General features: G+C 62.1%; 11 protein-coding genes and 1 pseudogene. 7 read left to right on the forward strand and 5 right to left on the reverse strand.

Annotation, left to right across the window (positions count from 1 at the left end; genetic code table 11):
- Positions 1–37 precede the first annotated feature (37 nt).
- Positions 38–1,762, forward strand: a pseudogene (locus GGQ88_RS16945) (FAD-dependent oxidoreductase); the annotation flags it as partial.
- 48 nt (positions 1,763–1,810) lie between these two features.
- Positions 1,811–2,596, forward strand: a complete 786-nt coding sequence (locus GGQ88_RS16950; protein WP_183614639.1) for a glucose 1-dehydrogenase — start codon at positions 1,811–1,813, stop codon at positions 2,594–2,596.
- A 51-nt stretch (positions 2,597–2,647) separates the two neighbouring features.
- Here the strand turns inward: GGQ88_RS16950 and GGQ88_RS16955 are convergent, their stop codons facing one another.
- Positions 2,648–3,409, reverse strand: coding sequence for an SDR family NAD(P)-dependent oxidoreductase (locus tag GGQ88_RS16955; RefSeq protein WP_183614640.1), 762 nt, complete (start codon positions 3,407–3,409; stop codon positions 2,648–2,650).
- Between the two features lie 11 nt (positions 3,410–3,420).
- Complete coding sequence (locus GGQ88_RS16960; RefSeq protein WP_183614641.1) at positions 3,421–4,191, reverse strand: SDR family NAD(P)-dependent oxidoreductase; 771 nt, start codon at positions 4,189–4,191, stop codon at positions 3,421–3,423.
- A gap of 170 nt (positions 4,192–4,361) precedes the next feature.
- On the opposite strand from GGQ88_RS16960, the gene GGQ88_RS16965 reads away from it, so the two are divergent.
- The 5 genes from GGQ88_RS16965 to GGQ88_RS16985 all read left to right on the forward strand — a co-directional run bounded on the left by GGQ88_RS16965 (position 4,362) and on the right by GGQ88_RS16985 (position 11,072).
- Positions 4,362–5,129, forward strand: coding sequence for an enoyl-CoA hydratase/isomerase family protein (locus GGQ88_RS16965; protein ID WP_183614642.1), 768 nt, complete (start codon positions 4,362–4,364; stop codon positions 5,127–5,129).
- Between the two features lie 57 nt (positions 5,130–5,186).
- Positions 5,187–7,160, forward strand: a complete 1,974-nt coding sequence (locus GGQ88_RS16970; protein ID WP_183614643.1) for an oxidoreductase — start codon at positions 5,187–5,189, stop codon at positions 7,158–7,160.
- 12 nt (positions 7,161–7,172) lie between these two features.
- Positions 7,173–7,964 (forward strand): SDR family oxidoreductase, encoded by a 792-nt coding sequence (locus tag GGQ88_RS16975; protein WP_183614644.1) that lies wholly within the window; start codon positions 7,173–7,175, stop codon positions 7,962–7,964.
- 23 nt (positions 7,965–7,987) lie between these two features.
- Positions 7,988–8,734: an SDR family NAD(P)-dependent oxidoreductase gene (locus tag GGQ88_RS16980; RefSeq protein WP_183614645.1), complete on the forward strand. Its 747-nt coding sequence runs from the start codon at positions 7,988–7,990 to the stop codon at positions 8,732–8,734.
- Between the two features lie 163 nt (positions 8,735–8,897).
- Complete coding sequence (locus GGQ88_RS16985; RefSeq protein ID WP_183614646.1) at positions 8,898–11,072, forward strand: molybdopterin-containing oxidoreductase family protein; 2,175 nt, start codon at positions 8,898–8,900, stop codon at positions 11,070–11,072.
- A 25-nt stretch (positions 11,073–11,097) separates the two neighbouring features.
- Here GGQ88_RS16985 and GGQ88_RS16990 read toward each other — a convergent pair whose 3' ends face one another.
- Genes GGQ88_RS16990 through GGQ88_RS17000 form a run of 3 tightly spaced genes read right to left on the reverse strand, consistent with a single transcriptional unit; the run spans position 11,098 to position 14,475 of the window.
- Positions 11,098–12,249, reverse strand: a complete 1,152-nt coding sequence (locus tag GGQ88_RS16990; RefSeq protein ID WP_183614647.1) for a CaiB/BaiF CoA transferase family protein — start codon at positions 12,247–12,249, stop codon at positions 11,098–11,100.
- On the reverse strand, positions 12,249–13,058 hold the full coding sequence (locus GGQ88_RS16995; RefSeq protein WP_183614648.1) for an enoyl-CoA hydratase: 810 nt from the start codon (positions 13,056–13,058) through the stop codon (positions 12,249–12,251). The genes GGQ88_RS16990 and GGQ88_RS16995 overlap by 1 nt, the downstream gene beginning before the upstream one ends.
- Positions 13,059–13,074: 16 nt before the next feature.
- Positions 13,075–14,475: an MFS transporter gene (locus tag GGQ88_RS17000; protein WP_183614649.1), complete on the reverse strand. Its 1,401-nt coding sequence runs from the start codon at positions 14,473–14,475 to the stop codon at positions 13,075–13,077.
- Positions 14,476–14,486: the final 11 nt, after the last annotated feature.

Raw genomic sequence — 14,486 nt, forward strand, 5'->3', positions numbered from 1 at the left:
GACGATTTGACCGGATAGGCCACTCTCGAACTGGGAGAGCTACATGAGCGAACTTTACGACGTCATAATCGCCGGGTCAGGCTCAGCCGGAATGACGGCCGCGGTACGCGCCACCAAGCAGGGCCTGAAGGTGCTTGTCGTGGAAAAGGCCCACAAGATCGGCGGAACTTCGGCCACGTCCGGCGGCGTGACGTGGATTCCGAACCATGGCCTTGGCACTGATGATTCGAGCGCGCAGGCGATCGAATACATCAACGCCGTGGCCAATGGCCCCGTCCGCTCAGATCGAATCGACGCCTTTCTTGAAACCGGCCCGCAAATGATCGCCTTCCTCCGGGAGATCGGCATGGAGCCGGTGGTCATGCCTTGGCCCGATTACTACCCTGAAGCGCCCGGCGCCCGTGCCGATCGCTCTGTTGTCTTCCCCAAGTATGATGGCCGCCGCCTTGGCGAGCTGTTCCCGCTGGTGCGCGAACAGTTCACACGTTTCAAGCTGATGAACCGCTACACGCTCGATTTCATGGAAGCCAACACGATCTCGACCCGCAGCCCGGGCTGGATTCGCGAAGTGCTTAAAGTGATGGGGCGCTATTGGCTGGATTTTAGTACGCGCAGGCTCGATCGCCGTGACCGCGCGTTCAGCCTTGGTGCCGCGCTGATCGGTCCGCTGGTCGAACGCTACAGCGCCATGGGCGGAGAGTTTCTGATCGGCTGGGGCGTCAAGAAACTCGTCGTCGAAGGTGAGAAGGTTACCGGCGTCGAGATCGAACGGTTTGGCAAGCGCCGGACCGTACGCTCGCGCCATGGGGTGATCGTTTGTGCAGGCGGGTTCGAATGGAACCAGGAACTGCGCAATCGCTTCTTCACGATCCCGGGTGACACACGCTTCAGCAGCACGCCCGAAGAGGCCAATCGCGGTGAAATGCTCGAGGCCGGTATGGCGCTGGGCGCGGCGACCGAGTTCACCGAGACCGGCTGGTGGGTCCCGACGATGTCGCTGCCGCTGACCACCGCTTCCAACTTTGAAGAGATCCATCAAGCCGTATTCGACGTCGGCCGTCCGCACAGCGTCTGCGTCAACCGCAACGCCGACCGCTTCGTCGACGAGGCCTGCGGCTACGATCGCTTTGGCAACGGCATGCTCGAAGACCAGCTGAAAACCGGGGCTAACACCCCTTGCTGGCTGATTTTCGACGCGACCTTCCGTTACAAGTTCACTGCGGGCGGTATCATGCCGACAGCATTGATGCCCGACAGCAAGATCCCTGCTTCGTGGTGGGACCAGTACATCTTCCGGGCCCCAACCGTGCGGGAGCTGGCGCAGAAGATCGATCTCGATCCCGCCAAGCTCGAAGCGACCGTTGCGCGCATGAACGGCTACGCAAAGACTGGCGTCGATCCGGAATTCGGACGCGGCGGCAACGCCTATGATCGCAACTTTGGCGATCCCAAGTTGAAGCCGAATCCCTGCCTTGGTTCGATAGACAAGGCGCCCTACTATGCCATGCCCGTGAACCTCGGCGACCTTGGCACCAAGGGTGGCCTGAAGTGCGATGCGCAGGCGCGCGTGCTGGATGGCAACGATCGACCGATCCCTGGCCTCTACGCGGCAGGCAATGCTTCGGGCTCGCCATTCGGCAATGCCTATCCGGGTGCCGGCGGCACCATCGGTCCTGCCATGGTCTTTGGCTTCATCGCTGCCGACATGATAGCGCAGGAAGCCAAGGGCGAACTTGGAAAGTTCACCCACAACTCCGGCTGATCGACTGGCCGATCCTTTTCATTCACTTCAAAATATCGAGACAAATCAATGGCACGTCTTGCAGGCAAAGTCGCAATCATCACCGGAGCAGCACGCGGTCAGGGCGAGGCCACTGCGCGTCTCTTCGCCGCCGAAGGCTGTTCGGTCGTGCTGACGGACATACTGGAGGAAGAAGGGCAGGCGGTTGCAGCCAGCATCGGTAACGGTGCCCGCTTTTGCCGGCACGACATTTCAAACGAGGCCGACTGGGCAAAAGTCGTGGCCGAGGCACTTTCGGCATTCGGCAAGATCGACATTCTGGTCAACAATGCCGCGATTCCCCTGTTCAAGCCGATCGAGGATACGACACGGGCCGATCTCAGCCGTCTGTTCGATGTCAATGGCGTCGGCCCGTTTCTGGGCATCAAGGCGGTGCTGCCCTTGATGAAGCAGGCGCGCAAGGGTTCGATCGTCAACATCTCTTCGATCAACGGCCTGCGCGGCACTACCGGCATGAGCGCCTATGACATGTGCAAGTGGGCGGTGCGAGGCCTTACCAAGACCATCGCGCTTGAAGGGGCCGCATTCAACGTGCGGGTCAATTCGGTGCACCCCGGCGCGATCGACACACCGATGCTCAATCCCGCTGCTGACCCGGACACATCGAAGCTTGCCAAGGACCTTGGCATTCCGTTCGGACGGGTGGGGCAGTCTGCCGAAGTAGCGGCCGCCAGCCTGTTCCTGGCCAGCGACGAGGCATCCTACGTCAGCGGTGCCGAGCTTGCCGTCGACGGGGCTTGGAGTTCCGGGCTCGGCACCAACATCCAGGAAATCGAAGACGCTGCAAAGGCATGATCGTTACGGGCCGCTGCCTTCGGGCGGCGGCCCGCACGTACTTCTGACGGATTACAGGGTGTAGCCCCCGTCGACGATCAGCGTCTGCCCGGTCAGGTAGCTTGCCCGATCCGAAGCGAAGAACGCCGCCGCTTCGCCGATATCCTCGGCCAGGCCGAAACGGCGTAGCGGGATCGACTTGCGGAAGCCTTCCCAGAATTGGGGCGTCCAGCGCTCCGCCATATACTGCTCGCCCAGTCCCGAGTTCATCGCCCCCGGTGCAACGGTGTTGGCGCGAATGCCGTACTTGCCCTCTTCCTTGGCGATCCCGCGGCACAGCGCTTCGATCGCCGCCTTGGGCGCTGCGGAGATCGTGTCGCCTATGATTACCCGGGTGTTAGCCATCGAGGTGACCGCCACGATATTGCCCCCGCTTTGCGCGCGAAACATTGGCAGCACGACCGACAGCATGCGGGTGAAGCCGATCGTCTCGGCCTCGAATACCGCACGCCACTGGTCTTCGGAGATCTCCGAGATGTACGGCTGGTCGATCGCGATGCCGGCCGAATAGACAGCGCACCCCAGTTGCCCACCTTGTGCGACGACCGCCTCGACCGCAGCGCGAACCGAAGCGCTGTTGGTGGTGTCGCACTGCACGGGCAACCCGCGGCAACCCTCGGGCAAATCGGAGGCGAGCGCTTCGGCGCGTTCGCGCCCGTTGTGGTAGACGATGCCGATCACGGGCCAGTCACGGGCCAGCGCACGAACACAACCAGCGCCCAGCCCGCCCGATCCGCCAAAAACGATCGCGCTCTTGTCTGATTGTCCACTCATCATTGCATCCCTCATGTGCGGATCGTGCTGCCGCCGTCGACAGCAAGTTCGACGCCGGTCGTGAACGAAGAAGCGTCGGACGCCAGCCACGTGGCAGCTTCCGCCACTTCCTCCGGCTTGCCGATCCGTCCCATCGGATGAATGCGCGAAAACAAGGCGTAGGCCTTGTCGCGCTCCATTCCGGTGCGGCGCAGTTCTTCTTCGAACATTTCGGTCTCGATCCCGCCTGGGATTACCGTGTTGACGCGGATCGGCAGCTTCTGGGCCGCGCATTCCAGTGCGAGAACACGTGTCAGCGCGTTCAGGGCTGCCTTGCTGATGCTGTAGGCTGCAAAGCCAGGCGTGACGCGCACTCCGAAGGCGGACGAAATGTTGACGATGCTTCCCGGCGCTCCATCGCGCCCCATAAGGCCGATCGCCGCACGGCAGCCCATGAACGGGCCGCGCAAGTTGACATCCATGTGCTGGTTCCAGTTGGCATCGTCTGTATCGACGAGGCTGGCACCGATGGTAACGCCGGCGCAGTTTACCAGCACGTTGAGCCCCCCCCACTCCTGGTCGATCGCGTCGATTGCGGCGCGCCATTGCGCATCGCTGGTGGTGTCCAGCGCCAGCGGCAGCACGCCCTCGCCCAGCGCCTGTGCCGCAGCCGACGCCTGCTCGATCGTCCGCGCAGCAAGAGCAACTCGTGCCCCTTCCTCAACGAAACGACGGGCAATAGCGTTGCCGATCCCCTTTGCTCCGCCTGTCACGAGCGCCACTTTACCTGTTAGTCTGGCCATTGAACTCTCCCGGTTTTCATCACCGAAATTCACTGTGAGGCGATCTGTCGCGCATTGGTTGGCAGGTAACAATCCCGCGCATAGAACTGTGCATCCCAAGACAAGCCTGCTGCTGTCTTAGCCCGCAGGTCACGGCTAAGGTGTCATTTGGTGAACAACTGGAAGACTCGATGGCCTATCAAACCCTTGCGCTGACTTTTTCCGATGGTGTGGCAGAGGTCCGCTTTACCCGGCCCGATCTGCTCAACCGGTTCGATATGCCGGCCCATATCGAGTTTGCCTCCGCGCTTGAGGAGGTTGCCAACCGCGTTCCCGAAATCCGGGCACTTGTGCTTAGCGCCGAAGGGCGCGCATTTTCGGCCGGTGGCGATTTCGGTGAAATGCTGGAAGCGCATGCCAGCCAGGCAATCCGTGCCGACATGGTCAAGTATGCCAAGGCCGTGTTCAACGGCGTAGTAGAACTGCACATCCCGGTGGTCTCGGCCATTCAGGGCGCAGCAATCGGCCTGGGCGCGACGATTGCGACCCTTTCCGATATCGTCGTGGCATGGAAGGGCGCAAAGATCGCCGATACCCACGTCAACGTCGGCCTTGTGGCCGGAGACGGCGGCATCATCAGTTGGTCGCAGTCGATCGGTGTGAACCGGGCCAAACGCTACCTGCTTACGGGCGACATCATCACCGGAGAACAAGCTTTCGCCTGGGGCCTTGTGACCGAACTGGTCGAAAATCCGGAAGATGCGGCGCCCAAGGCTCGAGAGCTGGCACAGCGGATCGCGGCCATGCCTGCAGCCGGCATCAACGGCACCAAGCGCGCATTCGCCCGGATCACCAGCATGCTTTCGGCACAGGCGCTTGCAGTCGGCCTGGAATACGAGATGCAAGCCATGGCCAGCCCCGATCTGGCCGCAACGGTTGAAAAGCTGCGCGCAAAATAACCTGTCGGTCCCCCGCCAAAGGCAGGGAACAAGGCAGCAATGGAGAGGTCTAGAATCATGAACTACACTCACGTCCACACGCCGCTGCAAATCGGCCGGACCACGATCAAGAATCGTATTTTCCGGCCTGCCCACGCCACCATCCTCGGCAAGGGCGGCATGAGCGATGCCCTGATCGCCTATCACGAAGCGCGTGCGCGGGGCGGCGCCGGGCTGTCGATCGTCGAAGTCGGCTCGGTCCACCCCACCAGCCCGCTCGCGATCGACTTGTGGAAGGCAGAGCTTGAGCCCGGTTATCGCAAGCTGGGCGATATGGGCCGCAAGTACGACATGAAGATCTTCCAGCAGCTTTGGCACGCCGGGCACCATGGCATGCCCAAGGATGGCAGCCCGCCCTGGGGCGTAAGTGCGACGCCGAGTGTCGAAGTCGGTATCGTCCCGCTCGAAATGACCAAGTCGATGATTGCCGAAATCATCGAGGCCTACGCCACCGCCGCGCGCCGCATGGAAGCGTGGGGGATCGATGGCGTCGACGTTCACTGTGCGCATGGATACCTGCCCGGCCAGTTCCTGTCGGCCAACACCAACCTGCGCGAGGACGAATACGGCGGCGCAACGGTCGAGGAGCGCTCACGCTTTGTGATCGAACTGATGGAAGCCGTGCGCAGCGCGGTTTCGCGTGATTTCGTGGTCGGCGTGCGGCTCGCTCCGGACCTCACCGTCAATGGTGTGGACGAAGACCAGAATCTGGCGATCGCGCTGATGCTCGAAGAACGCGGGCTTACCGACTACATCAACGTGTCGGTCGGCAACTACAACAGCTACACCAAGATGGTTGGCGGTATGCACGAACCGGTCGGCTATGAATTGCCGACCAGCATTCCGATCACCCGCAAGGTCAAGCTGCCAACCATGGTGGTGGGCCGTTTCCGTACGCTTGAGGAATGCGATCAGGTCATCCGTGCGGGCGATGGAGACATGGTTGGGCTGGTGCGTGCGATGATCGCTGACCCCGATCTCGTTACGAAAAGCCTTGCCGGCAAGGCGGAAGAAGTGCGTCCGTGCATCGGCTGCAATCAGGCGTGCGTGGCGCAAGTCTCAACCGAACATGGCCACCTAGAATGCACGGTGAACCCGGGCAACGGCCATGAACTTTATCGCGGAGACGCGCTGCTTGCGCCTGCGGCCGAACCGAAAAAGGTCCTCGTCGTTGGCGGCGGGCCAGCCGGACTCGAAGCTGCCCGCGTAGCGGCCCTTCGCGGTCACAAGGTCACGCTTGCCGAAGCGAGCCCTGTCCTGGGCGGCACGCTGCGGGCGGCAGCGAAAGCGCCGACGCGCCACGGTATGGTCGATATTGCCACATGGCTTGAGGCAGAGGTGTTCCGCCTCGGCGTCGAGGTCCAGCTTTCAACCTACATGGACGCCGATGACGTCACGGCAAGCGGTGCCGAAGCGGTGATCGTGGCCACCGGATCGTTCCCGCGCATGGACGGGCTGCAGCACTCGCATCCTGGCCAGCCAATCCGCAACTTCAACCGACGCAACGTAATCTCGGCATTCGACCTGTTCATGCAACCGCCGGCAGACTTGGGCAAGACCGCCGTGGTGATCGATGATGTCGGCCACTACGAAGGGCTGGCTGCAGCCGAACAGTTGATCGCTGCGGGCCTTTCGGTCACGTATGTGACGCGTTTGCGCATGTTTGCACAGCTTGCACAGGCGCCGCTGATGGTCGAACCGTTCCTTACCCGCATGCGCGGCAAACCGTTCGATTACCTGATCCGTCACCGCGCGGTAGAGTTCACCGAAAACGAAGTGTTAGTCAGCCCGACCCACTTTACCGATGACGCCGATGTGCGCCGCCTTCCCGCGGATACGGTTGTGTTCGTTTCGGCTAACCAGCCGAACCGCGAACTCTATGCCTCGATCAGCGATCGCAACACCGATACGCGGATCGTCGGCGACGCCAATTCGCCGCGTTTCCTGCAAGTTGCCATTCGCGAAGGCCATCTGGCCGGCGCGTCGATCTGACGGGGACAGGCTGTGGGACAACTTGAAGGAAAAGTCGCCATCGTGCTGGGAGCATCCGCTCCCGGCGGCAGTGGCTGGGCAATTGCACGGCGCTTTGCAGCCGAGGGAGCAAAATTGGTCGTGGGCGCACGCAACGAAAGTGCCCTGCAGGAACTGGCGGGGCTGACCGGAGGCATGGCAGTCGCTTGTGATGTGGCCAACGAGGCCGAGGTCGCCGCGCTGGTGGCCAAGACCATCGACAGGTTCGGAAAGCTGGACATCGCCGTAAACGCGGCTGGCTTGCCGATGGGGGGCACGATAGCCGCCTCCCCCATCGAGGACGCGCACGCCTCGATGGACGTGAACTATTTCGGCTGCGTCCACTTCATCCGCCACAGCGCTGCGGCCATGACCGACGGTGGTTCGATCATACTTTTCTCGTCGATGGCGGCGCCACAGCCGATGGAGTTCGTCTATTCCTATGCGTGCGCCAAGGCCGCAACCGATTGCCTGGTGCGCTATGCGGCCATCGAATACGGACAGCGCGGCATAAAGGTCAATTCCATCCAGCCCGGCCCGATCCGCAGTGACATGGCTTCAGGCCTGTGGGCCGTAGATGGCATGGAAAAGGCCTATACCCGCGAGATTCCGCTCGGGCGGATCGGCGAGCCTGAAGACTATGCCGATGCCGCCTTGTGGCTGGCCGGACCTTCTTTCGTAAGCGGCCTCAACCTGCCCGTGAGCGGCGGCAACCATCTGACGCGAATGCCCACCTTGGCCGAGCGTCCCGACATGGCCGGTCCCGATCCGACCAACGCGCCCTGAACGAACGAAAAAGGACACGATAGATGAGCATAGGCGCGGAAACGCTGGGCCTTGAGGGCAAGACCGCACTCGTGGTCGGCGGGTCGAGCGGCATCGGCAACGGCATCGCGCAGCTTTTCCGCAGTCAGGGCGCACAAGTTCGCGTGTGGGGCACGCGGGCGAGTGCGGCAGACTATGATGGCGAAAAGGGATCGGACTTGACCGGTCTCGAATATGAGCAGGTCGACGTTTCCGACCCTGCCTCGATCGATGCTGCCGGGACGTTTCCCGACGGTCTGGACATTCTCGTTCTGGCGCAAGGGACGGTCGTCTACCGGCGCAAGGAGTTCGAGATCGAGACCTTCCGCCGCGTTATCGACATAAACCTTATCAGCGTGATGCACTGCTGCACCCGGTTCTATCCTTCGATTCACGCAAAGCAGGGTTCGATCATCGTGATCAGTTCGATCGGCGCCTACAAGTCGGTGATCGGAAACCCGGGCTACGCGGCATCGAAGGCCGGTGTTGTAGGCCTCACTCGCACTCTGGGCGATGCCTGGGGGCGTGAAGGTGTGCGCGTAAACGGCATCGCACCCGGCATGATCGCCACCAAGATGACAGCCGTGACCACCGAGCATCCTGACCGGCTCAAAGCTGCAGTCGAAAGCATTTCACTTGGACGCCTGGGCTTGCCGGAAGACGTTGCAAATGCTGCGCTCTATCTCGTCTCGCCGCTTGCAAGCTATATAACCGGGCAGACGATCATCGTCGATGGTGGCCGCAGCCTGTGATGCAGGATGCCGTTCGCGGCCCCTGCCGCGTCGGCGCTTGTCTGCAGGCGGTCTCTTGCGTGTCCTGCCTTGTCCGATCAGGCCACAATGTTTGGCGCTGCGGAGACCTGCGTATCGTCTGACCACGCAATAGAAAACGATGATACCGGGGAGATTGCACGTCATGGCAACACAAGCGGACGCAACAACGCGCGAAGCGATCTCTTTCTGCCGCATCTGCTCTGGCGGGTGCGGCGTGGTGCTGACCATCGACAACGATGACCGCATCGTCGGGGTGCGGGGCGACGACGAGAATCCGCTGTCGCGTGGCTATGCCTGCTTCAAGGGCCGTCAGCCCGCTGCATCGCACCATGGCCGCAACCGCCTGCTGCATCCTTTGAAGCGCTTGGCCGACGGAAGCTATGTCCAGATCTCCTCTGAACAGGCTCTGGCCGAGATTGCCGAGAAGCTGGGTGCTGTCCTCGACACGCATGGCAACGACGCCATGGCCATCTTTCTCGGTAACGGCGGCATGTTCAACATCGCCGGCTTCTACATGTTGCCAAGCTTCCTTGCGGCATTCGATTCCGACCAGTACTTTTCAACACTAACGATCGACCAGTCCGGCAAGATGGTCACCGCCGGGCGGCTTGGCACATGGGGCGCAGGCTACCCCGCACTTGCCGACATGGATGTGGCGTTGCTGTTCGGCGCCAATCCGCTGGTCAGCCATGCACAGCTCGGCTTTCTGCAGGAGGACCCCGTCCGCACCTTGAAGAAGGAGCGCAAACGCGGCCTCAAGCTAATCACGGTCGACCCTCGCCGGACCGAGACGGGCCACTTTGCCGATATCGCACTGCAACCCTACCCCGGACAGGACGCGGCCATCGCGGGCGGACTCATCCGGCTGATCCTTGACGAAGGCTGGCACGATGCAGATTTCTGCGACCGCTGGGTGGGCGAGAAGCAAATGGCGGCGCTGCAGCTCGCGGTAGAGCCACTGACCGAGGGCGCGGTCGAACGGCGTGCGGGCATCGAGCCGGGTTCTTTGCGACAGGTGGCACAGATGTTCGCTCGCGACGCGCAGACCGGCTGCGCCGCTGCGGCTACGGGCACTTCGATGGCGCCGCATTCGAACCTTGCCTTCCATCTGATCGAGACGCTCAATATCATTTGCGGCCGCTACTTGCGCGAAGGCGATCCGGTGCACCAGATCAACGGGATGGGACCCAACGGCCAGCTCAAGGCGCAAGCCATGGGACCAACGCGGTTCTGGGAAGCAAGCGGCCCAAGCCGTATCCGCGGCACGCGGCGACTGTTTCAGGATCGCCCAACGGCAACGCTGGCCGACGAGATCCTGACGCCGGGCGAAGGCCAGATCCGGGCACTGTTAATTGACGGCGGCGATCCAATGACCTCGTGGCCCGATCAGCCAAAGACCGAAGCCGCGCTGGCATCGCTTGATCTTCTCGTCTGCATCGACCCTTGGCCCACGCCTACGACCAAATTCGCGCACTACATCCTGCCGCCAATGATGCAGTACGAGCGGGCCGATCTTCCGATGTATCTTCCGGGTTTTGCCAACTGGGCCGGAGCCTGGTCGCAATACACCCCGCCCGTCATCGCCCCGCCAGTTGGCGCCGATCTCGTGGAAGACTGGTACGTATTCTGGTCGCTGGCGCAGCGTCTGGGCCGCACGATCACCTATTGCGGGGTCAAGCCGCTCGACATGGCCACGCCGCCAACGACCGACGAATTGCTTGAGACGGTCCTGGCCGGGGCTCCGCACTCACTCGAGACCTTGAAAGCGCACCCTCACGGGCTCCACGCCGTGATTGAACAGACGACCGTGCTGCCAAGCGATCCAGGATCATCTGGGCAGTTTGCACCCATGCCTGATGACGTCGCCGACGAACTGCGCACCTTCATTACCGATCGGTCCACTCCCGGGCAGTGGTTGCGCAAGGGGCAATCGTTCACCCACCTGCTCTCCTCGCGCCGGATGCGCGATCTGTTCAACTCGAACGGTCGCTTTGTCGATACGGTGCGTGCGCGAACGCCTTTCAACCCGGCCTTCCTGCACCCGTCCGACCTCGCGGAGCTGGGAATCGCTGCGGGCGACAAGATCGAGATCACATCTGCCCATGGTCGCGTAGTGGCCATTGCCGATGCCGATGAAAGCCTGCGCGCAGGGGTGGTCTCAATCGCCCACGGCTGGGGCGATCCATCGGGGAGCAACGCACCGGTCGAAGCAAGCGGAACTGCGGTCAACCGGCTGATCGACACCAGCACCCACTACGAAGCCATCAACGCGATGCCGCACATGTCCGCCATCCCGGTTAATCTACGGCGTCTTTAAAATGGCAAGGATACCAGCGCTGAAATCAGCTATGGCCACCTGAACGAAGTGCCGAGATGACCGCATCGCCATCTGACCCTGCTTCAGGTGCGGACGTGCGGACTACGAAGGGAATGCCCGAGATCTGTATCGGCTGGCTCACCAGTATCTGGGCCCCGCGCGTCGCCGAAGTGGCATTGCGGGTCATGCCGAGATGCTGGACCTGCTGATCGGCGAACACTTCGTCAAGGCCATAGACCGGGCCGCACGGCACGCCCTCGTCGGCCAGGTCCGCGATCCATTCGGCGCTGGTCCGGCGCGCGAGCGCGTGACCGATTTCCTCGCGCAGCGCATCGCGAGATTGGTAGCGCGCACTGGCATCGGCGAAACGCGGATCTTCCAACCACTCCGTCCGTCCCACCACTCTGGCGAACTTTGCGAATGTCGCGGAGGTTGCCGCTCCGATATTCACATGTCCATCAGCCGTGGCGAACATGCCCATCGGCACGCCGGTCGGGTGCTGGTTGCCTTCCTGACCGGGCACCACCCCTTCGGCAAGATAGCGCGCGGCCTGAAAATCGAGCAGCGCAATCCCGGCCTCCAACAGCGACGTGCGCACCCATCGGCCTACACCGCTGATCTCACGATCGATCAGCGCAGTCATCACACCCAGCGCACAGTAAAGCCCCGCCACGCTGTCAGTCACGGCGTAACCGGCCCGAACCGGCCCTTGGCCGGGAATGCCGGTAACCGACATCAGCCCGGCGTAGCCCTGCGCAATTTGATCGATGCCGGGGCGCATTGCGTTCGGCCCGTCCTGGCCGAACCCCGAAATGCTACCATAAACCAGGCGAGGGTTCACCGCATGGAGCGTTTCGTAGTCGATACCAAGCCGGTGCTTCACGTCGGGCCGGTAGTTTTCCAGCAGCACGTCGGCGCTGCGCACAAGATCGAGGAAAACGGCCCGGTCGCCCTCGTCCTTGAGATTCAGCAGTATACTGCGCTTGTTGCGGTGCAGGTTCTGGAAATCGGGACTGTGCCTCCCGCCGGTCAGCTCGTCACCGCCATCCGGCGACTCGATCATGATGACGTCTGCGCCCCAGTCTGCGAACTGGCGTGCGGCCGTCGGTCCAGACCGGGCTCGGGTGAGATCGAGGATACGGAGATGAGAAAATGGCAGGCGTTGCGTGTCCATCATTATCGCCCCTTGAAGATCGCGGCGCGCTTTTCGCGGAAGGCCTGGGTTGCTTCTGCATAGTCTTCGCTTTGCAGGCACTGCGCCTCGCGGGTCCGGCATGCCGCCTCGTCCAGATCGCCCGATGGGCCCACAATCATATCAATGATGAACTTCGAAGCTGCGATCGAAAGCGGGGCGTTTCCTGCAAACGCCATGGCCACCTCCTTTACGTGGTCGGCCAGACCGTCCGAAGCCGAGACCTCGTCAACAAGTCCGATCCGCAACGCTTCGGCCGCATCGAAACTGGCAGCGGAAAACATGATCCGCTTTGCCTGCGACGGACCGACAAGCGCAACCAGCTGGCGCAGGCCCTGGAGATCATAGCTCAAGCCACGCTTGGCGGCAGGGATGCCCAGTTTCGCATCGTGCGCGGCAATCCTGATGTCGCAGGACGCAGCCAAGCCCATACCACCACCAAGGCAATAGCCACGGATCATGGCAATCGTGGGCTTTTCCATGCGTTTCAGACTGGCCATCGCCATCCGTCCGATCTGGTCATATTCGTCGAGCGCCGAGGCATCCGCGCGCAGCGCGCTGAACTCCGAGATATCGCCGCCAGCACAGAAGTTTCGCCCGTCAGCGCCGGTCACGATAACCACGCGTATCGAAGCATCTTGTGCGAGCCGGGTGGCGCCAACTTCAAGATCGCGCCACATCGAAAGCGACATCGCGTTCATGCGGGCAGGATTGTCGATCAGCAACCAGCCGATAGCGCCATCCACCTCACATCGGACCTGCCGTACGGCTACCGCCTGCTTTTCATCCGACATCTTCAATCCTCTCAGGTCAGGCTGCTGTGCTGCTTGGTGCGTGCATCAGGGACAGGCGCTGCGCGCTGCGTGCAGTCAGAAGGAACAGGGCAGTCGCAATCACATACCCACTGCCGGTCACGATCAGCAGGGCGATGCCAAGCGAATTTGCGCCACCGATCATATCCGACGCATAGCCGACAGCGAGCGGACCGAGCCCGAAGCCGATGCACATGTTGCCGACAGAAATCAGCGCCACTAGTGTCCCGCGCATTCCGACCGGGGTCAGAGCGATTACGGCCGCCATGCCGGGCGTGGTAAGCCCGAGTGACAGGAACTGCCAGCCCACGAAGCAGATCACGACGACGACTGCTTCATGCGCGACAAGCATACCAACGGCGGCAGCCAGCGTGGCAAAGCTCAGCACGCTCAACAAAAGGAACAGGCGATGCTGTCCTTTCTGCACCATCCGGTCGGCCAACAGGCCCACGAGAAACGGGCTCACCAGCGCAAGCGCCGATCCGATGCCAGTGAACAGTCCTACTTGCTGAAGGCTGAAACCATGATTTCGTTGTAGTAGCGATGCGCCGAACGCCGAGAGCGGCGCGCCGGCGAAAACCGAGAGCAGCAGCGCCAGTGCAAAAGGCGCCATGCGGCGGTCGCTGAACACAAATGCAAGCGCGCTGCGATACGAGGCGGCCTGGTAGGTGCCGGCCGGAGTCTCCGCGTCGAATTGCCCGCGAGACGGCTCACGCAGCCGCCAGAAGATCAGGATCGACAACAGCAGACCCGGCAATCCCCCTGCGAAGAAGACCGCGCGCCATCCATAGGCCGTTGCCAGCCACCCCGTAAGCCCACTGGCCAGCAGGATGCCCAATGGCACGCCAACCTTGTACACGCCAATCGCGCTCGATCGCTTGGCCGGGGGAAAGACGTCGCTGATGATAGAAATGGAAGCAGGATTACCGCCCGCCTCTGCAGCCCCGAGTGCACCGCGTGTCAGCAGCAGCATGACGTAGTTGACGGCAAAGCCGGTCATAAACGTCATCGTGCTCCAGATTGCCAGGACTGCGGCGATGAAATTCCTGCGGCTGTAACGGTCGATCACGGGGCCGAGCAGGAGCCCTGCAACGCCGTACGACACACCGAAGGCAAGGCCGATGAACATCCCGAGCTGACCGTCGCTGAGGCCGAACTCTCGCTTCACCGGCTCGGCCACCAATTGGGGTATGGTACGGTCCAGCGACATGAGCACGTTAGCCCCGGTCAGCATGAGCAGCGTCATCCATGCCGTGGAGCGATCAAACTCGCTGCCAGCCGCCGGTGTTGGTGTTTGCGTCAAAGTTGGGTCCTTGCAGGCCTGTGCCGAGAGCTTGGTCGTCGAAGGCTGGCGCGCACTGTTCACAGGATATGTGGCGACCAGAATGTCACGCACCATGAGCACGGAAG

Origin of the sequence: Novosphingobium hassiacum, from assembly GCF_014196055.1 — a bacterium.
Taxonomy (GTDB): Bacteria; Pseudomonadota; Alphaproteobacteria; order Sphingomonadales; family Sphingomonadaceae; genus Novosphingobium; species Novosphingobium hassiacum.

Coding starts and splice junctions, on each gene's coding strand:
- GGQ88_RS16950 (WP_183614639.1), top strand. CDS start 1,811: ATGGCACGTCTTGCAGGCAAAGTCGCAATCATCACCGGAGCAGCACGC.
- GGQ88_RS16955 (WP_183614640.1), bottom strand. CDS start 3,409: ATGAGTGGACAATCAGACAAGAGCGCGATCGTTTTTGGCGGATCGGGC.
- GGQ88_RS16960 (WP_183614641.1), bottom strand. CDS start 4,191: ATGGCCAGACTAACAGGTAAAGTGGCGCTCGTGACAGGCGGAGCAAAG.
- GGQ88_RS16965 (WP_183614642.1), top strand. CDS start 4,362: ATGGCCTATCAAACCCTTGCGCTGACTTTTTCCGATGGTGTGGCAGAG.
- GGQ88_RS16970 (WP_183614643.1), top strand. CDS start 5,187: ATGAACTACACTCACGTCCACACGCCGCTGCAAATCGGCCGGACCACG.
- GGQ88_RS16980 (WP_183614645.1), top strand. CDS start 7,988: ATGAGCATAGGCGCGGAAACGCTGGGCCTTGAGGGCAAGACCGCACTC.
- GGQ88_RS16985 (WP_183614646.1), top strand. CDS start 8,898: ATGGCAACACAAGCGGACGCAACAACGCGCGAAGCGATCTCTTTCTGC.
- GGQ88_RS16990 (WP_183614647.1), bottom strand. CDS start 12,249: ATGATGGACACGCAACGCCTGCCATTTTCTCATCTCCGTATCCTCGAT.
- GGQ88_RS16995 (WP_183614648.1), bottom strand. CDS start 13,058: ATGTCGGATGAAAAGCAGGCGGTAGCCGTACGGCAGGTCCGATGTGAG.
- GGQ88_RS17000 (WP_183614649.1), bottom strand. CDS start 14,475: ATGGTGCGTGACATTCTGGTCGCCACATATCCTGTGAACAGTGCGCGC.